The following is a 22,101-nucleotide window of genomic DNA, read 5'->3' on the forward strand; positions in this document are numbered from 1 at the left end:
TTTTATATGTTCAATAAATTGTTGTCCTAGATTAAGTTATCAAAATTCACACCATTAATGAGTTCTACAAAACATTATAAATAGTGTCGTGCATAATGAAAAGAGATTGCACTCTTACTTACTCAGAGTACAATCTCTTTTATATTAGTCTATTATTAGTTACTTACTTCCATATACCTCAAACTCCCATAAAGAGAAGCCATATGGAGGCAAGCCTCTTAAAGTTCCATACATTCTTACATGTCTTGCTTGAACCTTGTTCATTGCGATTTCATCTATATTACCATCACTATTACTTTCAGTATATGCGTCCTTCCAATCAGTTTCAGTTGGATTTGCTACAGTTGCAACTTGAATCTTGTATTGTTTACCATAAGCCGCTTCCCAGTTTAGTACGACCTTATCTAAGGTGTAAAGATCACCTAGATTTACTGCTATCCATTGAGTATCATTAAAAGCTGATTCCCACCTTGTACCTTTATTGCCATCGAAAGCAAGGGAAGTAGTTCCTGAAGATGCAGTAGCTGTCTTGTTTAAAGCTATATTTTCAGTTGCTACTGATGCCTTAACCAATCCATTTATTGCTGCTGTTAAAGTAGCAACTGCATTATCTACCTCTGTTTGAGTTGCATCAGCTTTATTCTTTATAGTTAAAGCATTTGTTAAAGCATTTTGAAGCGTTGACCAAGAAGCTGCTGTGTATTCTGCTTGAACCTTTCCTTGAGCTTCTGTAATTTTTGAGTTTAAAGTAGTCTTATCTGCAGAAGTTGATGATACCGCTGTTCCGTAAACTTCAAATTCCCATAATGAGTATCCCCATATAGTTCCTCTTTCTAAGCCATATATTCTTACATGTCTTACTTGTTGTCCTGAAAGTTTACTTGAGACTACTCCAGCTTTTCCATTTACTTCTGTATAAAGATCAGTCCAATCACTATCTGTTGTTGGTGCTGCTACAGTAGAACCTTGTATTTTATAAGTTTTGCCATAGGCACCTTCCCAGTTTAGGTCTACTCTGTCAAGTTTATATAAACCACCCAAGTCTACTGAAACCCATTGTGTATTTGAAGCTTCTGACTCCCATCTTGTACCTATGTTACCGTCAAAAGCGTTTTGAACAGGTTGAACATTTGTTGAAGCATTTCCTTTTTTATTTAGTGCTAAATTAGTTGTAGGTGCTGGATTTCCAGTGCCATTTACATCCTTTATGCTCACATCATCAAGGTATATATTGTGTTCTCCAGTAGGTGTAACATTTGTTCCGTCTTCAATATAACCAAGCAGATAAGTTAAGTTCATATTTGTATCTTGAGTTGGCTTAATAGTATATTTATAAACTGCATTTTGATCTGAAGTAATATTGAAGTTTAACTTTGGACTACCTTGATAATTGGTTAATTCAACTATTATTGGACGGTTAACTGTAGACCATGCCTTAAAGCTTAATTCATAAGTTTTATTTGCTGATAACTGTATATTTTTTTGAGAAAATTGAGTAGACCAGCTAAATGGTACCTTCCATTCATTATCTTTTGCACCATGATAATTAATCTTTATGTTTGCCACTCCATTTGAAATAGAATAGCTTGACCAGTCAGGCGCATTGTTCCAAAACTCCCAGTTAGTATTGCCTAATGCCATGTTACCATTCAACACCACATTACCATCAACTGAATAAACTGTTTGAGTAACTGTTGTTTTATCATATCCAGTAGCTTCTACTGTTACTGTATAGCTGCCTTCAGTAGTAAATACTCCTGGTACTATTGAAAGCTTTCCAGCAGTAAGTGTATATGAACTCTTTGCTAAAGTAGTACCGTTAACCTTAACAGCTGCAACTGCACTTATCCAGCTTGAATCTTGCCCAGTTACTATATCAATAGGTTGGCCTACATTATTAGTAGTTGAATCTGCTACAAGCATTGGAGGTTTTTTCACTGGAGGATTTTTTATTTGTAAAACTACATTGTCTATAAATACATCTCCAACAGCTCCTTGACCAGTCTTCCCAAGTAGGAACTTAAGAGCAACTGTATCATCAGATGAAACTCTAAAGTTGTATTCAAAGTGCTTTGAGGTTGGAGTTGTTGCTAATGATCCAGACGCAAATTTTCTTGTATAAGAACCATTTTCTAAAACAGCTTCTATATCACGATTTACAGATGATCTAGCATCAAAGGATAAAACATAATCAAAACCTTTAAATAATTTCAGATTTGATTGGTTTAGCATTACATTCCAAGCTTCGCCACCAAGATTTGAAACACTTACTTTTGCCTCACCATTTGATCCATCAAAAGTAGCTGCTCCACCTTGAAGGAATTGCTCCCATTTATTTAATCCAAGTGAAAAATCACCATTCTTAAGTGGGAATAAATCAATTACAGAGTAATCAACGTTGTTGTTTGTTGTACGTATTAGACTTATATTATCTAAGTAAACATTTATATTCTTTCCACCTAGATTGAATACAAGCTGCCCTTCAGTATCAGTTATACCTGCTGGCATTGTAAAGATAACAGTTTGCTTTGAAGTTGTTGTGGTTAAATTCAAAGTTTTAGCAGTATATACTGTTGTACCACTTTTGCTTAAGAATTTAACTTCCATATCTCTAGCTGCAGCAGCTCTAGCATCAAAAGTTAATTGATATGTGTCGTTTTGAAGGAGATTTATACCCTTTTGTGATAACTGAACAGCTTCTCTAGTAACCCCACCATTTGTGATTGATACTCCTAGTTCTGTAGTATCTGGATTTACAGAAGCTGTTGCAGTAGCTGAAGCTGTACTAAAATTCCAGAAGGCCATACGTTGCATTGTTCCTAGCTTAAAGCTTCCATTATACACATGATTACCATCATCTAAAGGAGTCTTAGCAGCATTTGAATCGTATAATCCATCTACTTCTTGAACCTTCACGTTACCAACCCATACTGCGCTGTTGTTGGTCCCCATATTAAATTCCATTCTAGCTGCTATATCTGTTGCACCCTGCATCTGGAATCTATACTCATAGCTTTGTACTGAAGTCTTTAGTGAAACATCAAAATTATCTGAATAAGTAGGCCAGCCTTTATCAGCACCGCCTCCGAATTTAACACTTATATTTCTACTAGCAGCTGCCTTTGCATCAAAGGTTAACTTATAGTATCTGCCTTTTGCTAAAGAAAGATTTTGTATAAGCTGCAGTGCATAGTTTTGAGTACCTGCATTTGCGATATTAACTTTTGCAAATCTTATATTATTAATTGTGTCTATAGATACACTACCTGCCCCTCCTGCATCTGGCACATGAACAAAGTTCCAGTTTTCAGTGTTAAGGCTTCCAGTTGTAACATCTGTAATTGGTTGATTGAAGTTAACATCATGTACGTAGTTGCCATCTATAGGCTGTTTTGCATTGCTTGGAAGTGTATCCTTTGTAAGTACTGGCTCTACTGGCTGCTTATATGCTCTTCCAGTTAAGTTGTAAGCACGAACATAATCCACTTCCATCTTTGCAGGAAAATCACTTGATGATGGCTCCTTACCAGCATCATAACTACCACCAACTGCTAAGTTTAAAACTATATAGAAGGATTTATCAAAAGGAGCTGGGTAAGCATTCTTGTCTGGTTGTCCTTCACTTTGGCTAAACCAATTATTTGTTGTTTGATATAAAATCCCATCTACATACCATCTGATTTCTCCTGGTTCCCATTCTAGAGAATAAGTATGGAATCCAGTTATATCTTGTCCTGCAGGGAAATTATATGAAGCTCCTGTTGCCTTATTATTTGGCCATGGCTTTCCATAATGTATTGTACCATCTACCTTATCTACTTCACGCCCTCTAGCTTCCATAATATCAATCTCTCCTGAGGATGCCCAGGTTCCATATTCACTATTCTTTGGTAGCATCCAGAACGCCGGCCAGAAACCTTGACCTTTTGGAAGCTTCATTCTAGCTTCAAACTTTCCATATCTTTGACTAAAAGTAGGACTAGTCCATAATCTTCCTGAGGTATAAGTTTTCCCGTTTTTAGCTTCAGGTTTTGCTTCTATTACCAAATTACCATTTTGTTCTTTTATATTTTCTTTTTGATAATATTGCTTTTCATTATTACCCCAGCCATCTATACCATACTCGGCTCCAGTTCCATTTTGATAGCCCCATTTATCTAAGTTAACACCGTTAGTATCAACATTAGTACCAGAACCATCGAACTCGTCGTTCCATGCTAAGGACCAATCACTCTTTGCTTGTATAGGCTGTACTACATCTGTCTTTTCAAAGCCATTGGCTCTTACAGCTATAGCATAGTCTTTTAGCTGAGTAAATTGACTTGCCTTTATAAGGATATAACCTGCAGCCTTTGTGTAATTACTGCTATCTATTGTATTCCCATCAATAGTAACTGCACTTATAGCATTTCTCCATGCTAAATTATCTGCAAAGGTTATCTTTATATCTTGACCTAGCTCATTTTTATCCGCATCTGGTGACAATACTGGACCAAATGGAAGATGTATATTATCGGTGGCATCAGCTGCCTCTCCAGCTGCATCCTTAGCTCCTTTTAATTCAAATCTAACATTATCTATAAATACATCATGAACACCAATTGATGTAGCATCTACCTTCCCAAGTAAAAACTTTAATGCTGCTACATCATCTTTACCCATTGTGAAATCAAAACTATAAGTTTGAACATAACTGTCTAACTTAACCGTCTTGTCCAAATAACGAGTATTTGCTGAATTGGCCGCAACTACTTGAATGTTCCTTGGAATAGTAGATCTTCCATTAAAGTATATTGTATATGTCTTCCCATTCACTAAAGAAAGATTCCCTTGAGAAAGGCTTACATCAGTAGCTGCACTTCCTACCTTAGCTACGTGGAATTTCATGCCTCCATTTTCTACTGCATACTTTGTTTCAGTATCAATTCCAGTGCTTCTTCCCTGTACAAATTCAGTCCAATTGTTTGTTCCATCTGTAAAATATCCATTTTTAAGTAAAAAGGCCTTGTCTCTTGCTCCCTTTACCTCTACTCTTACATTGTCCACATAAACATCATGGGATGCCAAGGTTCCATTTCCATCAATCTTACCTAAAAGCACCTTAAAGGAAGTAGTCATATCTGCAGTAACTGGCAGCTCATAGCTTAAAGTTTTTTGGGTTGCTGTTATAGCTTCATTTTTAGAAATATATCTTGTTCCATTAGCATCATCAACTACAATTTCAACGTTTCTAGCAGCACTTGATCTTATGTCTAAAGATACCACATAAGTTTGTCCACCATACATTTTAAAGTCATTTTGCATAAGCATAACATCCCAAGGGTTGTTTCCAACACTAGAAACTGTATATTTAAGTTCTCCATTCTGTACGCTTGCTCCAGTGACCTTATCCCAACCGTCATATCTTCCTTGTACGAAATCTGACCATTTTGTCATGCCATTTGAAAAATCTCCATTCTTAAGTGGAAATTGATCGTTTAATGCAAGTTCACTTCCAGCAATGGCAGCTAAAGCAGTAGTTACTCTACTAGTGATCGAACTAGTAGCTGTTGATGTAGTTTGACCCAAGGCTACCAAGGCGGGACTTAGCCCAACATCTCCTAGTACGAAAAGTCCAGCCATAAATAAGCCAATACCTCGCTTAGCCTTATTTCTTGATTTTTTACCCTTAAAATTCATAAACTTTTTCATAAATTCTCTCCTATTCGTTTAACAATATATTGTAACTTATTTAGATTATAACGATTACATTGCTCCCTCCATTCTGCATTAATATTCTTATGACATGGCTTTATTAATTTCACATATTACTTTAGTGTCTACTCTTCAACATGTTTATAATTTTTTTGCTTATATATTCTGTAATTGCATATTTATTATTTAATAAGTGCTTCAATATTCCTGAGTACTCTATCTTATAACTTGGTATATTTTTGTTTGAATTTTAGTGTAATATTGGTAAGATTATATATAGATATGACAATTTTATTATTTAGAGTTAGATTAAGCTTCAATGATAAGAAGTTCTTGAGTAACTATTAAAGCTATTATATAGTTGCTATAACTTTCTTGCATAACTTATTTCTGATTGATTGTGTGATTATTTTTATACTCACGTCACAATATACTGCAGTTATGATACATTATAGATATTATTGGGATTTTTCACAACACCTCTTTTTTTGGATATACACTACTTTTTTTATATTCACGTAAAAATACCGCCATCAATTATGATTCCGACTTTTTTATTCTTTAGAAATTTACAACTCAATTATATCCATGGATAGATATGAGCAAGAACTTAGAACATAACATAAGTGAAAGATTAAAAAAGAATAATATGTCTCCAGCAAGAGTTTCTTCACTATATTCAGAAAAGGCAGCTGCACAAAAAAAATCACTGAAGAAAGTCGCTTCAGTGATTTTTTAATATTATTTATCTACTAAACAATACAAATCCAGGGATAAAAGTTCCTAAAACAGCAAGCGCTAAGATAGCAATTCCGCCAAGTTTATTATTATGTTTTGTAATCAAGTTTACCCCATAAGTACATGTATAAAAGCAACTTACTAGCATAAATAGCAGTAGTAGAACTTTCATCTTATTTTCCTCCAGTTATTATGGTATCTTCATTATCTCTAATAGGTGCTGAACTAAACATTATTCCTGTCCTTCTTACATTTGCATCAACTTCTACATTTATTTTTGCATCTTTATAATGTTTCAACCAATTATACTCCTCAAATTTAGTCACAGTAGAAAAATTCCTAGCTGCTATTTTCCCAAATCCAAAGATATCAGTATTGTAGTCCTGCTGAGTTTTTCTTATTAGATCTGAAACTCCTCTCTGTATAATCTGTTCTATTGAATTATTTAACTCATCAATTTTATCTAATCTTTCGTAAGGCAATCTGCTTTGAATAGCTCCTATATCTGCTTCAATATTTAGTTTGACATTAATTATTGGGATACCCTCCTTAAAATATGCAGATATTTTGGGTCTCCGCCCCAATCTCATATCAACTACAATAGCCTTATTTTTACTTTGTTCATCTTCTATTGTAAAAAAGCCTTTTTTGAACTTACCAACTACCATTAACAGATATCTAGTTTCATATGCATTTAAAGCACCTACCATTTTACTTCCATTAAAAACCGCTACTCCCATAAATTCTATCTTCCTGTTTCCACTTCTAGGCATTTCGCCTGGCGGCAAATTATACTGGGTTTTTAACATAGAGGAAAATATCTCATCAGAGTCTAAAGGTAACGAGCCGCCTTTATCCAATGGCTGCAGCTTTTTAAATTCATTTAGTCCTGCATAAACAGAATAAGATTGCTTGTATGGAGAAATAACACCAGTGTAAAACTCCTGAAACGACTGTTCTGGATAGTAGCCTGAATAATTTGCTTGAGTAGATGCAAGTTCCATAGCTTTTGCTGTACTCTCTCCTATTAAGGTATTATTATTTCTAATAAATTCTTCAGCACTTCCTTTGCATATCACAACTTGCATTATTCTTCTGGTTTCTCTGAATCTTGAAATTGGTGCTAAATAATCTTCAATGCCTTCCCTTGCTACTGCCTCAGAAAAAATTATGGTTTTTGTATGTACAAGTGATATTCTCCTTGTTGTTGCACTGCCTAAAAGGTTTATTCCTTCTAAAATAGATGGAGCTTCCACTGTTTCAAATAATGTATTACCGTTATTAGATATACCATGAGTCGAACCATTGCTATTTTTATCATTCCCTGAGTTATCATTACCGCCTGACTTATACACTGGAAACTGAACCGTAAGCCTCATTTTATTACAAATTCCCTTGTCGCATCCAATGACCAGTGAATATACCTGATCATCTATCTCCCTACTATCTTTTGTACAACCCGTCAAAAATAAACAACTTAAAAAAATCAGTATCATAATTATACTAAGTTTCTTCATTTGTAAGCATACCTCCTTTATTACCACGAAATATAGAAATTAATAAAACTAATATTGGTATAAAGTAAGTAATTAAAAGACTATATTGTCTAATTGATTTAATATAAACCTCAGTAGCTTCACTTATATTCTTTGGCAAAAGTGTTACCATGAAAGTAAAATAAACAAAAGGAAGTAAACAAGGTCTGTGATTAGAAACATTAAAAGCTTTACAAAAGATGCTTATAGCAACATAAAAAGCCACTGAAACATTTATTATAGAAGCAATAACCCAAATGAATATAAATACACTTTCTATTCTTTGAAGAAATCTATTTATATAAATTATTCTTGAAAGCTGAAAGAGTGATGACAGATTTTCTCCTCCTTGCGAATATTCAAAGGCCATTAAGGCACATACAGTACCCATACTTATTATAATTCCTGATAGCGCTAAGCTTACTAAACCCACCTTCTTTAGATTTTTATTTTCATGAAGACAATTAGATAAGAATGCAAGAAAAATAACTTCACTATATGCTGATGCCCTCCAAAATCCTGTACTAAATATGCTTTTTACCCCATATCCTCCTATAGGTATAAGATTATTTATATCGTAAAATCTGTAGGGTAATATAAGGATTGTTACTAAACCTATACTTATACAAAAAAATCCTACATATGCCATTCTTGCAATTCCTTCAATACCAACATAGGCATATGAAACAACAATTAACAAAAGTACTGTTATAATTATACTTGGCTGTGTACTTGGCAAAACATAGGATATTACCATTTCTACGAATTCTCTTATAGTTGCCCCTGAATAAAAAATAAAGTAAGCGCAAAATATAAGTGATAAAATTTTACCAATAAACTTTCCTGTAACTATATCAAATATTTGAACAAGATTCTTATTTGGATATCTATTCATTAATAAACAAACAATAGAGAATAACATCATACTAATCAAGCACGAAATCAATGTGGCATACCAAGCAGCTGTACTTGTAGCTTTAAATAATACGCTTATGCTAGTATAAAAAACTTTAGAAGTTAATACTACGGTAGTAAGAGTCACTGCCTCTCTTGTTCCAAATTTGCCTTCCTTAATCATCTGTTTCCCTCCTATCATAATTATAGTTAGGATCTTCCTCAGTCCACTTTCTAGCGATCTTTGGCTGTCTAGTAGAATCTAAAGGATTAATACTGTCTACCATTTCTTCCTGTTTCCATACAGGATATCTTACAATATAATCCTTACTCTTAGAGGTTCTTGGTAATACCGGTGCAAATATCGGCATCCCAAAGGATTTAATATTAACTAAATATATCCCAATCAGCATCATAAAACAGGTTATCCCGTAGAATCCAAGCAGGGCTCCCGACGCTATAAACCCAAACCTTATTAGTCTTATTGCGAGTCCTAAACTGAAACTCGGTATAGCAAAATTACCAAGGCCGGTTATGGCCACAATTATAATAAGTACCGGACTTACTATATTTGCTTGTACTGCCGCCTGACCTAAAATTAACGCTCCAATAATTCCAAGTGTATTACCAATTATCCCAGGTATTCTGATTCCAGCCTCCCTAATTAACTCAAAGGAAAATTCCATAAGTACCACTTCTACTATTGTAGGAAAGGGAACATTTTCTTTAGCCTTTACGATAGCAATTAATAAATCTGTTGGTATCATTTCTTGATGAAAATTTGTCATAGCCACATATATACTAGGAAGTAAGGTTGCTATAAACATACCAATTAATCTTACAAATCTTAAAATTGTTCCATAGGGAAACCTCATAAATGCATCCTCTGGACTATGAAGTAGTGATACGAAATTTATTGGCACAACCTTTGCAAAAGGAGTTCCCTCACATATGATAGCTACTCGCCCTTCCGCTATATGTGATGCCGTTCTATCAGGGCGCTCAGTTGTAAGTATGGTTGGAATAATAGAAAAAGGATTATCTTCAATAAACTGTTCCAACATACCGTCCCCCGCATTATAATCAGTTTCAATACTTTCTATCCTTCTTTTTACTTCATCCACTATTGCAGGATTAGCAAGTCCATTTAGATACATGATGGCACATTGGTTTTTATTTCTTTCTCCCATACTTAAGAATTCTGTGGTTAAGTTCTCATTCTTAATAATCTTTCTTATTAATGATATATTAACCCTTAGACTTTCATTAAAAGCTTCTTGCGCACCTGTTACTGTTCCTTCTATAGCTGGTTTTTCTACCCCTCTAGCAGGAAAACCTTTAGTTTCATTAGTCACATAAAAGTTACACCCATTAATATAAAGTACTGTGTTTCCTAAAAGTATTTCATTGACTACTTCCTTAGGTTTGCTTAATTTTCTAGCTTGGTTAGTTTCAAGTATACTTTCAAGAATATAATCTAGCTGACACTGCTGCTCTTTTTGCTGAAACTCTTTAATATTCAACAGAGGTCTTAATATAAAGTCATTAACTATCTGCTTATCAGTCATCCCCTCAAGATAAGCAATAAAAGCCATATATTTACCTGATATTGTAAATCTTCTAATCACAATATCCCTATTCATCGGTGCATTAAATTTTGAATTAATTAGTTTGATGTTATCTTCAATTGAAGTTGTTATTGTCTCGTTGTTACCTTTTTGCTCCCCCTCATTGCCAGCTACCTTAGAAGCCTGCTCATTAGTCTTTATATGAATATTACTATTTTTGTCTTTATTGCTTATATCGTTATTATTGCCTTTACTATCTCTTAGCTCATCAACAGAAGGTATATAAAACTCTTTAATCTGCCTTTTATCTTTATATGATATATAATATAAAATTTTATTTAGAAAACTTCTTTTTTTAGCCATTTATCCCACCACTCTATCACAAGAATTATAATTATATAGTTTACGAAATAAATGGAATTTACTCATACAACCATAAAAAACCATACATATAAAGAAGATATCCTTCTAAAGTATGTATGGTCTTAGGTTTTATATTTTTTATAATAAATATTTTTCTTATTCCCAGCTATTTATCTGTCTTATATACATTGATTTTGCAAATAGGTAATAAGCAGTCTGAAGTAATAGGTAAACTCCTACTATTATCATTAAGTATAAACTTAGATTTGATTTTAGAATATTGCTTAAGGCTTTTATCGCAAAGCAAGTGTGAATAAATGCAACTGTAAATGGTAGAAAAAACATAACCGCACATTGGGTACTTACAATTCTTTTTACTTCACCGATGGACAGTCCCATTTTTTTAAGAGCTATAAATTCTTGCTTATCCTTTTGAACTTCATTAAACAATTTAAAATATAGTATGCTTCCTGTAGCTATGAAAAATAATATTGATATAAAAGTTCCAATAAAGAAAAACAAAGACATTCCCTTCATCATTTCTACAACATCGGTTACTCTTTCATCAAACTTCTTGCTCATTTCCTTTGGTACTTCTTGTTTAATTTTCAATATAGAATTTGATGACTTCATCCAATTGTTTAGACTATATCCATAGTAAACCTTTAGTTTTTCATCCTTTAGATATCCTTTAAGTTTGTTAAACTCTTCATCACTTACTACAGCAGTGCTGGCATTTCTTTCATCAGTATTAATTATTCCTCCACTTACTTCTTGATTTATCCTCCAAGTAGTTGCTTTTCCTTCTATATTTAGCTTTAATTCTTTCTTATCTACAAACAGCTTTTTTGACTCACCACCGTTTAAGTTATAGGAGTTTATATATATTTCTCCAGCCTTAAGAGTAATAGTTGATAATTTTCGTTCCTTTGCTAATGCATTATAATCACTATTAGACATAAGGTTAAAATCCGTTTTATTAGGAAAAGTACTATGTTTTGCTTTTTCTTCTACAGATAAACTTTCATTAACAGCATTTATAAGTACAACTTTATTTTTATATGATATTTCCTGTCCACCATCTTTAAGAATTTGTTCTACTCTTTCAGGAGCTATTACCTTATGTGAATTTAACCCCTCTTCAAAAAAACTAAAATCCTGCGGAAAATTAACCACAATATTTTTCTGTATTACTTTTTGAAAAGAATATACTGTTGCTGAAGCAGTCAAAGTTACAGCCGAAAGTATGGAAACTGCAAATAGTATTCTTGAATTATCTCTAAGTTTGTATACTATCTGAGATAAGGTTATCATATTGATACCTTTATAAAATACCTCTTTATTTTTCTGAAGCTTATTTGTAAAATACACACTAAATTGTGAGTATAGCATAAAGGTTCCTGCCACTGTAACTATTAATATAGGAAGCATGGTAAATATTATAGCTTGATTTGAAAATACTGCCATACCATACCCAATTGCAATAAGAACTATGGATAAAATTGCTTTTGTAGTTGAAAACTTTGGTACAGGCTTTGCAACTCTTGATCCTCTAAGTAGTTCAATTATATTGTTATTCTTAATCCTGTAGCAGGATATAAATCCTATACCTTGGAACAACACTAAAAAACATGCTATTGTTAATAATACTGCCTTAACTGATACTATTAACGGAAGCTCCTTGTCTAAAATCAAAATTGCTGACACTGCCATAAAAAATAATTTAGAAAACAATATTCCAAAAAGAAGCCCTGTAACTATTGAAAATATTGCTACTATTAGATTTTCAAACAAAATGTAACTTCTTATCTGTCCTTTAGTAAGACCGAACAAGGATAATAATCCAAATTCTTTTTCCCTGGATTTTAAGAAGCTTGAAATTGAATAATTAGTAAATACTAAGGTAAATACAAGTATAACAATCTCACAAAGATACATTGCCTCTACTGTTACAGCTCCAATTTGCCCCATTACTCCAACATTCTTCACCTGAGGATTGAACATAAAGTTAGCAAATATGAAAAATACCATAACCACCAAGGCATTACTTAAATAATACATCACAAACTTATTTAAGTTTCCCTTAATATTTTTAAAAGCAATACTACGCAAGGTCATTATAACGTCCTCCTATAAGTGTAAGTGAGTCCATTATTTCCTTAAAGAAAGCTTGCCTGTTGCCTCCTCTTACAATCTCTAAAAAAGGTTTTCCATCTTTGATCATTATTATTCTATGACAAAAGCTTGCTGCAAAAGGATCATGAGTTACCATCATAATAGTTGCTTTCTTTTCCTTGTTTAAATTAGTTAAAGACTCCATAACATCCTGAGAAGCCTTAGAATCAAGATTTCCAGTTGGCTCATCTGCAAGAATTATAGATGGATTATGAATTAACGCTCTTGCACAAGCTGCTCTTTGTTGCTGACCACCAGAAGTTTCATAAGGCCTTTTATTCAAAATATCCTTTATATTTAAAAGTTCAGCAATACCCTCCACCTTCTTTTCAATCTCTGAAACCTTAAGTTTATCTAGCACAAGTGGAAGTATTATATTTTCCTTAATAGATAAAGAATCCAAGAGATTGAAATCTTGAAATATAAATCCTAATTCTTTTCTTCTAAATAAGGCAGCTTTCTTTTCATCAAGCTTACTAGGATTAACTCCATTTATAAGCAGTTCCCCAGAAGATGGAGTATCGATTGTAGCCAGGATATTTAGAAGAGTACTCTTTCCACTTCCTGAAGGTCCCATAACCCCTACAAACTCTCCTTCTTCAATATTTATGTTAAACATATCAAGAGCCTTTACCTTTAAGCCTCCTCTTTTATCACCATATATCTTTGTTATATTTTCAGCCTTTAGTATAGACATTATATCCTTCCTTTCAGTTGTTATAGATGTACCACTTCGAACCCCAATCAATTTTTAAAACTCTCACGGCTTCTAGTGAGAGAATTTAAAAATAATAAATTTCATCACGAAGTGGTACATCCATGTATTAATTTTCAACTCTATGTACTTATTATAAAAAAAATAGAGAAATCAAGGTATCGATTTCTCTTTCAAATAAAATTTTAATCTTACAATATTGAAAGGTTTCTAGTTTTGAAATTTATGCGTCACTCCTCCAAGACTTTGATGAGCTTCACAAAGAATTAATAATCTTATATAACTTTTACAGGTTAAATATATTCTTACCTTTATGGAATACAATAGAGAAGGTAGTTCCGAAACCTTCTGTTGATTTTACAAGCAGTCCATGTCCTAGGTTATCACAGACTTTCTTTGCGAGATACATACCCATACCTGTGGATTCAGAGGTTTTACGTCCATTTTTACCTGTAAAGAAGGCGTTGAAAACTCTGCTTAAATCTTCTTTTGGTATGCCAATGCCCTGATCGCTTATAGACAAGGTTGTCTTTGAAGCCTCTTCACTAACCTCAAAGGTAATTAATTTACTTTCTTCTGAGTCAGATTTAGAATACTTTATAGCATTTATAACTATTTGGTTTATTACAAAATAAATCCACTTTCTATCTGTTTGCACCGATATTTCTTTATTAGTGTTTATCTTAGGAAATATATGATGTCTTATCATTGATTTTTTATTATCATTAATAACTTCTCTTGCAATAGATATTATGTCAAAACTCTCCACATTAAAATCAAGATTAAACCCATTAAGTCTAGCATTGTAAAGCATCATATCAAGACCATGAGCCAGCTTTTCATTTTCTTCAGATATACTTTCAAACACTTCTTTTTGACCTTCGCTTACTTGTTCTTGAAGTAAAAGATTAATAACAGATACCGGTGTCTTCATCTGATGGACCCATTGATTTACAAAATACATATACTGTTTATGTGCTTCCTCATACTTTATTGTCTTATCTCCTGAAAGCTTATAAAGCTTCAATAACACCTTTTTAAACATAGCTTGCTCAAAGTTATTAGGACTACCTATATTAAGTATGTAATCCAAGTCTTTTTCTGAATTAAGTATTGAGTTTAGCTGATTATAAAAACTTTTGTTTCTATAATAATCGTACATTATAAAAATTATATAAAAAACTATAGAAACTAAAAAAGCATAAAATATATTATTAATCGGAAATTCCAATCTATTTATTATCAACGTTAAATACATTATAAGGATAATTGCACAAGTACTAATAATATAAACTGCAGTATAGGCAATTCTATCCTTAAGAAAACTGCTAAACTTCATCTAAATCACCCGCCTTACATGTTTATGACTCATTTAATAATGAACTTATATTTCTAAGTTAAATACTATGATTATCTGAGTATTACCATTCTGCTGTTATTCTATATCCCTGTCCCCTCTTTGTCTCTATTACATCTTTAATTCCAAGTTCTTCTAATCTTTTTCTTACTCTTGTCATATTCACAGAAAGGGTATTGTCATCAACAAAATCTATATCATTCCACAAAACCTCTAGTAAGGTTTCTCTTGTAACAATCTTATCTTTATTCTTAACTAATGAATATAATAGCTGAAACTCCTTCTTACTGAGTTCGACTTTTTTTCCCTTATACTCCACTATATTTTGATCAATGTATAAAAACAAACCATTTACTTCAAACACATCACTACTGCTGCTTTCAGCATAGCTTCCATAAGCTCTTCTTATAACTCCCTTTATTTTTGCTAACAGCACATCATAAGAAAAAGGCTTAGTTATGTAGTCATCTCCGCCATTTTCAATAGCCATAACCTGATCCATATCTGAATCCCTAGCTGATATAAATATAATTGGAACATTTGACACTGTCCTTATATCTCTACACCAGTAAAAACCATCAAACAAGGGAAGGTTTATATCCATAAGAACGACATTAGGACTATTACTCACAAACTCTGTTTTTATCTTAGAAAAATCCTCTACAAGATAACTTTTATATCCATATCTCTCTAGATGATTTTTGATTAACGAACTTAATTTTTTGTCATCTTCAATTATCATTACACTGTACATGTCAGTACCTCCTGAACTTCTGATACCCTATAAATATAGTTTTATACCATTTTTATTTTAGCATATAATTTACATAAAAGCAGTTTTACAACTTCACTCCTTAATGTAATTATTTCCATAAAATATGGTCAAATATAGTGGATAATAAATATTGTAGTATATAAACTTAAAACTACTTTAAATCCTCTGGTGTTTTTTGATCAGAGGATTTAAAGTAGTTTTCATTGTTTACCATAAAAACTTCATATCAATTTACTAATGTTATGTACTCTTCTAATTCCTTTACTTTCATCGGCTTGCCTATAAAATAACCTTGAATATAATCACATTCAAGTTTTGATAGATGTTTTATTTGAATCTCTTCCTCTATTCCCTCTGCCACTACTGAAATCCCCAAGTTATGGGCTAGGGATATAATGCTTCCGATGATCTCTACATTTTTGTCTTCATTTAATAGGTCATCTATAAAGGATTTATCTATTTTTAATACATCTATAGGAAGCTTTGTTAAGTAGCTTAGCGAAGAATAGCCTGTTCCAAAATCGTCTAAAGCTACACTTACATTCATTTCCCTCAACTTCTCTAAAATAATTGTGGTATTCTCAATAGAACTAATCAATATAGATTCTGTGACCTCAATTTCTAAGTACTTAGGGTCTAAATCTGCGTCTTTTAAAGCAGATTCTATTACTTCAATTATATTAGGAGATTCAAGCTGATTTACTGATAAATTTATTGAAAGTATTGCATCTATGTTATATATACTTTGGAGATTTTTAAAACTTTCGCACGCTGTCCTTATGATCCATTCTCCTAAAGAAATAATAATTCCTATTTCTTCTGCAACTGGAATAAAGGTTGCTGGGCTCACCATTCCAAGTTCTGGTGACTGCCAACGCACTAAAGTCTCAAATCCACGTATCTTGTGTTCCTTAAGGCTATAGATAGGTTGAAAAACTAAAAATATTTCATCATTCCATAATGCAGATTTTAGTTTAGTTTCAAAGTTTATTTTATCTAACAATTCCTTTTTCATTGAACTTTCAAAAAATTGTATATTATTTTTTCCTAACTCTTTCGCCTTATACATTGCTGTGTCAGCATTTTTCACTAATTCCACTTGCTCTATCCCATCTCCAGGAAAAGAAGCTACTCCAAAACTTGCACTGGACCTTATTTCATTATTTCCTATCATAAAAGGTTTGGCAAATTCTTTTCTAATACCTTCCAAGTATGAATATACTTCCTCATTATCTATATTCCTATCAATTATTAAAGCGAATTCATCTCCTCCGATTCTTCCTATTAAATCATCTTTATCAATAAACTTTTTTAATCTATCAGCCGCAGCCTTTACAAATAAATCCCCTATGTGATGTCCCATAATATCATTTATTTTTTTAAAGGAATCTATATCAATAAAAACTATGTAAAATGATGTTTCTACATCTTCAGAAAGCTTTATTAGTTTATATATTTCTTGTATAATTGTTTTTCTATTTGCCAGATCTGTTATCATATCAAAATGAGCCATATGATATAATTTTTCTTCATTAAACTTCAACTTAATATTAGTATCATTTAATTGATTATATCTATAATTAAGTTCTTCATGGGTAGCTGCAATACTATCATACATTTTCTCAAGCTCTTCTCTTTGTTTTACTTCTGTCATATACATCTTGTTGATTCTTTTATAATGTGACTGATTTATCACATGAAGAACTGTTGAAATAATTAAAACTAAAAATAATAATATTGTTTGAAGTATATAATACGTATTTCCAGATTGAAATGAAGTCTTTGATAAAACCAAATAATAGTAGATGCACACTAAAAATGTAGAAAAAATAATATAGTTTAGCATAACCCTACTAATTCTCGCAGAAGATATAATAATATTAATAGCTGCAATAGTCCATATAGCTGGTCCAATAAAAATATAGGTTCTTATTGCCACAAAAATTAGCACCACCGAAAATAATATAGATACCCAGTGAGTAATAATTCTAGTTTTCAATTTTAAATACGGAGTAATAGCAAAGCAAAAACCTAATATTAACATTAGTATGCTATCTATTACCGAGCTTTTTAGTTCATGATGCTGAAAAAAGTTAACTATTGAACCTATTATTAAAATAGGTACTCCGTAATAACATCCAAGATAATTCTCCATAGCTTCTATTGTATCCATATCGCTAGACTCATTTATCACTTTTATTATTCCTGGAATAGTTTTAGGCATATTTTTTTCTGTCATATAATCACCTCAAATGTAATAATCAACACTTTTTTACAAATCATCTGCATACTTTTCACTTTAATCTTTTATTTAATTATATTATATTTTACATTAACATTGTATAATTTTTTCCTATATAGGAAAGATTTATTTTAAATAGCTAGGTGCAATATTAGTTATAAATAATCACTAATATTGCACCCTTATTTTTCTTATATTAATAAAGTTCTTCTTAACCTACTTTAACTAATCTCCATCTCTGTGCATTATTTCCGTTATCCTGCCACTGATCTATCTGTGTCCCACTTTGAGTCGATGCTCCTGCTACATCAATAGGAAGATTACTAGCCTTATTTACTATCTTGTACACACCATTTCCCATATCCTCAATTCTAAATCTTTGAGCATCTTGACCATTATCAGTACATATCTGATATGAAACTGCCCCACCAAGTGCTGTTGTGCCATAAGGATTATCCACACACATATTAGGAGCACACATTGGTACTATCTTATAGTATCCTCCACCACAATCTACAAATTTAAATTGTTGTGCTGCAGTGCCATTGCTTCCGTATTGTTGAAGCTTAGTTCCATCAGCATTTTTTCCACCAGACACATCTAAATTAAGATTACTGCATAGTGCTGTAAGCGTATATACTCCATTATTTACTAGCGGCATACTGTTTCCAGTAGATGGTACTTGAAGTGGAACATTTGGCTGCACTGGTACACCAAACATCGGAGTTCCATTGCTTAACATTGTAAATTGCTGCATTCTTATATTCCTTGTCCAGCCTGATCCTTGTGATACTGCTGCATGATATACAATCCAATTTTGTACTCCATCTGGTGATTTTACAAAGCTAGCATGTCCAGGCCCATATACATCTCCAAACTTAGAAAATACAGGACCAACCTTTGAGTATGCAGCTCTATTCATTAAGTCTCCATTAGTGCAAGTTAGTCTTCCAAGACAGTAGTCATCAGTCCAGCTTCCACTTGCAGAATATATTATATTTACTGTAGAGCCGCTTACAAGAACTTCTGGTCCTTCATTTATATATGGTGTTCCATTCCTCTCCCAGCTTTGATCAGGTGTAGATATCAGTACCCTATCTCCTGATATGGTGTATGGATTACTCATCTTAGCTATATATAAGTTTTGTGCTACATTAGTAGTACCTTCCCAGCCAGACCATATGAAGTATAATTGATTGTTATAATCTAAAACAGTGCCATCTATAGCCCATCTATCTGTTGCAGCTGCAACCTTTCCTTTAAAATTAAAAGCTCCATTTAGTGGATTATTTGCATCTGTACCACCTTCCAAGCAATACATTCTATGATTCTCGTTTGCTCCGTTATCCGCAGCAAAATATATATACCATCTGCCTCTTACATAATGTAATTCTGGTGCCCAAGTTTCACTGGAATATGGGGTTCCAGAAGGTGCAGTCCATACTGTTGTTGCTGTTCCGCTAGTTATGCCTTGAAGAGTTGAAGATTTTCTAATAGTTATAGTGTTGCCACCATTTGATTGAACATAATAGTAAGACCCACCAGCTGAAATAACCCAAGGATCTGCTCCGCCTCCTAGCGGATTAGTAAAAGTAGCTGCAGAAGCCTTTACCCCTAGGTCCGGCAAGCAAATTGCAAAAATCATAACCAAACATATAAAAAGTTTTTTAAACATTTAATACACACCTTTCCAAACTTATTTCAATTTATTTTTATTTATGAATTAATGTAAGGAACATTGGATGTCAAATTTTATGCTTTAAGAGTATGCTTGGAGTTAAAGGACATGTTATGGATATGGATACTTGAATTGTGTAAAATAACACTTAAAAGACTAGTTAAGATATTAAATATTTAGATATTAGCTTATAGTAAGATCTGAAATTGATATATTATTTAACACCGTTTTCCTCTCATTCCTCCCCTCTTTAATTATTACTTCTTTCAGCTTGCTCTAATCTCCAGGCATACATCCTATTTATTGTTAAACGATTTTAATTTAGAATTTTTGATATTAATCAGATTCACTTGATGTAAAATTATATACTGAATGAAAATTCTTTAGGATTAATTTATGGAAAAGATTTTATAGATTTGTTTTATTCATGTTTAAACATCTTATAATATTGCAACTAATCATAATTATTGCATTTATAAATTTAGAAAAATAAAGATTAATAGAAGTCTTTTGATTCACTAGGAAAGATAGATATTAAAATAACTATCTTATTTTGTTAGAATTGAATATTTACTACGACACTTTTTCTATTTTAACTCCGAAGAGTTTGACTATATATCTCATTAATGTTGTTATTATACAAATATTATATTATTATTCTTACAACATTTCAATATATTTGTTAATAATTAATTTAAAACTGATCCACAAACTAAACAATTCTGTATATACCAGTGTCACTCTCTAATGATATTTATTTATAATAATGGTTAGATTATTTTATATTTTCAAAAGGAGATGTCTATTATGGATAAAAGTATTGATCAAGCCCTATTCACCTTATCATTATATGTTTTGATTATAATAGGCTTAACTATAAAGTATTTATTGCCATTATTAGGAGTCATAGTAAGTACTTTTGTTTACAAAAGAAAAAAAGAAGAAATGGCTAATCCTTGTTTTCATTACATGTCTTAGCATTCTTCTATATTCTTTCATTTCAACAATTATTAACATAGTTAACTACGGAAATTTTACTCTATTACGATAGGAATCTTTAGAACAGTCTTTAACTTTATTTTATAACAATATGTTATAAAATTCAGCTAATTAAGCGCTCTTTCTTCATCTTATAAATTTCTTCAACTGCTTTTTTATAACCGCCTGCTTTTTCAAAGGAATCACTAATCTTTCTTATATTCTCTATATAAGTCCAATCATTTAGTACCTTCTCAATTGAAGCTCTTAATAACTCAGGAGTTATACTCTTTATATCAAGTGATATAGCTGCTCCTAAGTCTTCAGCTCTTTTTGCTAAATATGGTTGATCTGCTCCCATTGGAAGTGCCACAAAAGGGACATTATTGTAGATTAAATCACTTATACTATTCATTCCTGCATGAGTTATAGCAGCATCAGTATACTTTAAAACCTCAGACTGAGGAACGTAGTTTCTTACTATGAAATTATCAGGAATATCAAACTGTGATGTATCAACATTAAAGGCTGTCATTACTATAATGGCATCCATATCCTTAAAGCTCTGAAAGAATATATTATATACCTCTATATCATACCCGCCAAATACAGTACCTAGCGAAATATATACAACTTTCTTACCTTCTAATTTTTCAAAAGGAAAATCTACATTTTCTTTTCTATCATATACCGGTGGTCCAACAAACTTAAAGGTATCATCAAAGTAATCAAGATCACTAGCAAAGTATTTAGATGTATAAACTAAATTTATATCACCTTTATTAAACAGTAGATTTAAAATATTATCTGGTACTTTTACAGAGTAAACTCTATTTAGTTTTTTAATTATCTCTTTATAGTTTTCTGTAAATTCATCAGACATCTTAAACCTATTATCATTAGCTTCATTATCTGATGTAAAAAATCTATCTAAACCTGCAAAGACTGCTAATGATGATACAGTAGGAATATCTAAGATCTGAGCTAATATATTAGCAAAAGGAAAGGCTGCTGAATAAATAAGGTAATCAAATTTAGTTTCTTTTGTTTGCTCCAAGATATCTCCAATAATTACATCACTTCTTTCAAGAATTCTACTTGCTACCCCAAATAAACCAGTACCAGGCTTTTCTTTAGAGCCACTATCCTTCTTCATTTTAAAGATATTTAAATCTTCTCTATAGCATTTAAATGTTGCACCTGTTTTTTCAATCTTCTCTTTAAATTCTTCCGAAGAAAAATAAGTTATTTCCTCTCCTTGTTTTATAAGCTCACTTACCAATCCTATTGTTGGATTCACATGACCGTGTGATGGAATACCTAAAAATAATACTTTTGACATACTGACACTTCCTTCTCATCGTATAACTTTACTTTTATTTTAAATTT

Annotated in this window: 14 protein-coding genes; 2 read left to right on the top strand and 12 right to left on the bottom strand. The window is 32.1% G+C overall.

Features of this window, described 5'->3' with window-relative positions:
* Positions 1-159: 159 nt before the first annotated feature.
* On the bottom strand, positions 160-5,691 hold the full coding sequence (locus tag JHL18_RS11525) for a carbohydrate binding domain-containing protein (RefSeq protein WP_200269273.1): 5,532 nt from the start codon (positions 5,689-5,691) through the stop codon (positions 160-162).
* Between the two features lie 601 nt (positions 5,692-6,292).
* Between JHL18_RS11525 and JHL18_RS11530 the strand changes: the two genes are divergently transcribed.
* On the top strand, positions 6,293-6,433 hold the full coding sequence (locus tag JHL18_RS11530) for a hypothetical protein (protein WP_200269275.1): 141 nt from the start codon (positions 6,293-6,295) through the stop codon (positions 6,431-6,433).
* 6 nt (positions 6,434-6,439) lie between these two features.
* Here the strand turns inward: JHL18_RS11530 and JHL18_RS11535 are convergent, their stop codons facing one another.
* The 10 genes from JHL18_RS11535 to JHL18_RS11580 form a co-directional block, all read right to left on the bottom strand.
* On the bottom strand, positions 6,440-6,604 hold the full coding sequence (locus JHL18_RS11535; protein ID WP_200269277.1) for a hypothetical protein: 165 nt from the start codon (positions 6,602-6,604) through the stop codon (positions 6,440-6,442).
* Position 6,605: 1 nt separating this feature from the next.
* Entirely contained in the window at positions 6,606-7,949 is a 1,344-nt protein-coding gene (locus JHL18_RS11540) for a Ger(x)C family spore germination protein (RefSeq protein WP_200269279.1), read from the bottom strand.
* Complete coding sequence (locus JHL18_RS11545; RefSeq protein ID WP_200269281.1) at positions 7,936-9,045, bottom strand: GerAB/ArcD/ProY family transporter; 1,110 nt, start codon at positions 9,043-9,045, stop codon at positions 7,936-7,938. The genes JHL18_RS11540 and JHL18_RS11545 overlap by 14 nt, the downstream gene beginning before the upstream one ends.
* The gene (locus JHL18_RS11550) at positions 9,038-10,792 is read right to left on the bottom strand and encodes a spore germination protein (protein ID WP_200269283.1); all 1,755 of its coding nucleotides are present in this window, start codon (positions 10,790-10,792) and stop codon (positions 9,038-9,040) included. The genes JHL18_RS11545 and JHL18_RS11550 overlap by 8 nt, the downstream gene beginning before the upstream one ends.
* A 156-nt stretch (positions 10,793-10,948) precedes the next feature.
* Positions 10,949-12,910, bottom strand: coding sequence for an FtsX-like permease family protein (locus JHL18_RS11555; RefSeq protein ID WP_200269285.1), 1,962 nt, complete (start codon positions 12,908-12,910; stop codon positions 10,949-10,951).
* Positions 12,897-13,664, bottom strand: coding sequence for an ABC transporter ATP-binding protein (locus JHL18_RS11560; RefSeq protein WP_200269923.1), 768 nt, complete (start codon positions 13,662-13,664; stop codon positions 12,897-12,899). The genes JHL18_RS11555 and JHL18_RS11560 overlap by 14 nt, the downstream gene beginning before the upstream one ends.
* Positions 13,665-13,968: 304 nt before the next feature.
* Positions 13,969-15,021, bottom strand: coding sequence for a sensor histidine kinase (locus tag JHL18_RS11565; protein WP_200269287.1), 1,053 nt, complete (start codon positions 15,019-15,021; stop codon positions 13,969-13,971).
* Between the two features lie 82 nt (positions 15,022-15,103).
* Entirely contained in the window at positions 15,104-15,793 is a 690-nt protein-coding gene (locus JHL18_RS11570) for a response regulator transcription factor (protein ID WP_200269289.1), read from the bottom strand.
* A 247-nt stretch (positions 15,794-16,040) separates the two neighbouring features.
* The gene (locus tag JHL18_RS11575) at positions 16,041-18,053 is read right to left on the bottom strand and encodes a putative bifunctional diguanylate cyclase/phosphodiesterase (RefSeq protein WP_200269291.1); all 2,013 of its coding nucleotides are present in this window, start codon (positions 18,051-18,053) and stop codon (positions 16,041-16,043) included.
* A 214-nt stretch (positions 18,054-18,267) separates the two neighbouring features.
* Positions 18,268-19,731, bottom strand: coding sequence for a family 43 glycosylhydrolase (locus JHL18_RS11580; RefSeq protein ID WP_200269293.1), 1,464 nt, complete (start codon positions 19,729-19,731; stop codon positions 18,268-18,270).
* Between the two features lie 810 nt (positions 19,732-20,541).
* Here JHL18_RS11580 and JHL18_RS11585 point away from each other — a divergent pair.
* Positions 20,542-20,712 (top strand): hypothetical protein, encoded by a 171-nt coding sequence (locus tag JHL18_RS11585; protein WP_200269295.1) that lies wholly within the window; start codon positions 20,542-20,544, stop codon positions 20,710-20,712.
* Positions 20,713-20,836: 124 nt separating this feature from the next.
* On the opposite strand, the gene JHL18_RS11590 is transcribed toward JHL18_RS11585, so the two are convergent.
* Positions 20,837-22,054 carry a macrolide family glycosyltransferase gene (locus JHL18_RS11590; RefSeq protein ID WP_200269297.1) on the bottom strand — a complete coding sequence of 406 codons (1,218 nt, stop codon included), beginning with the start codon at positions 22,052-22,054 and terminating at the stop codon, positions 20,837-20,839.
* Between the last annotated feature and the right edge of the window lie 47 nt (positions 22,055-22,101).

Origin of the sequence: Clostridium yunnanense (assembly GCF_016595795.1) — a bacterium.
GTDB classification, from domain to species: domain Bacteria; phylum Bacillota; class Clostridia; order Clostridiales; family Clostridiaceae; genus Clostridium_AR; species Clostridium_AR yunnanense.

Excerpts from the sequence above, each read along its gene's own strand:
- JHL18_RS11525 (WP_200269273.1), bottom strand. The coding sequence starts at position 5,691 with ATGAAAAAGTTTATGAATTTTAAGGGTAAAAAATCAAGAAATAAGGCT.
- JHL18_RS11530 (WP_200269275.1), top strand. The coding sequence starts at position 6,293 with ATGAGCAAGAACTTAGAACATAACATAAGTGAAAGATTAAAAAAGAAT.
- JHL18_RS11535 (WP_200269277.1), bottom strand. The coding sequence starts at position 6,604 with ATGAAAGTTCTACTACTGCTATTTATGCTAGTAAGTTGCTTTTATACA.
- JHL18_RS11540 (WP_200269279.1), bottom strand. The coding sequence starts at position 7,949 with ATGAAGAAACTTAGTATAATTATGATACTGATTTTTTTAAGTTGTTTA.
- JHL18_RS11545 (WP_200269281.1), bottom strand. The coding sequence starts at position 9,045 with ATGATTAAGGAAGGCAAATTTGGAACAAGAGAGGCAGTGACTCTTACT.
- JHL18_RS11550 (WP_200269283.1), bottom strand. The coding sequence starts at position 10,792 with ATGGCTAAAAAAAGAAGTTTTCTAAATAAAATTTTATATTATATATCA.
- JHL18_RS11555 (WP_200269285.1), bottom strand. The coding sequence starts at position 12,910 with ATGACCTTGCGTAGTATTGCTTTTAAAAATATTAAGGGAAACTTAAAT.
- JHL18_RS11560 (WP_200269923.1), bottom strand. The coding sequence starts at position 13,664 with ATGTCTATACTAAAGGCTGAAAATATAACAAAGATATATGGTGATAAA.
- JHL18_RS11565 (WP_200269287.1), bottom strand. The coding sequence starts at position 15,021 with ATGAAGTTTAGCAGTTTTCTTAAGGATAGAATTGCCTATACTGCAGTT.
- JHL18_RS11570 (WP_200269289.1), bottom strand. The coding sequence starts at position 15,793 with ATGTACAGTGTAATGATAATTGAAGATGACAAAAAATTAAGTTCGTTA.
- JHL18_RS11575 (WP_200269291.1), bottom strand. The coding sequence starts at position 18,053 with ATGACAGAAAAAAATATGCCTAAAACTATTCCAGGAATAATAAAAGTG.
- JHL18_RS11580 (WP_200269293.1), bottom strand. The coding sequence starts at position 19,731 with ATGTTTAAAAAACTTTTTATATGTTTGGTTATGATTTTTGCAATTTGC.
- JHL18_RS11585 (WP_200269295.1), top strand. The coding sequence starts at position 20,542 with ATGGATAAAAGTATTGATCAAGCCCTATTCACCTTATCATTATATGTT.
- JHL18_RS11590 (WP_200269297.1), bottom strand. The coding sequence starts at position 22,054 with ATGTCAAAAGTATTATTTTTAGGTATTCCATCACACGGTCATGTGAAT.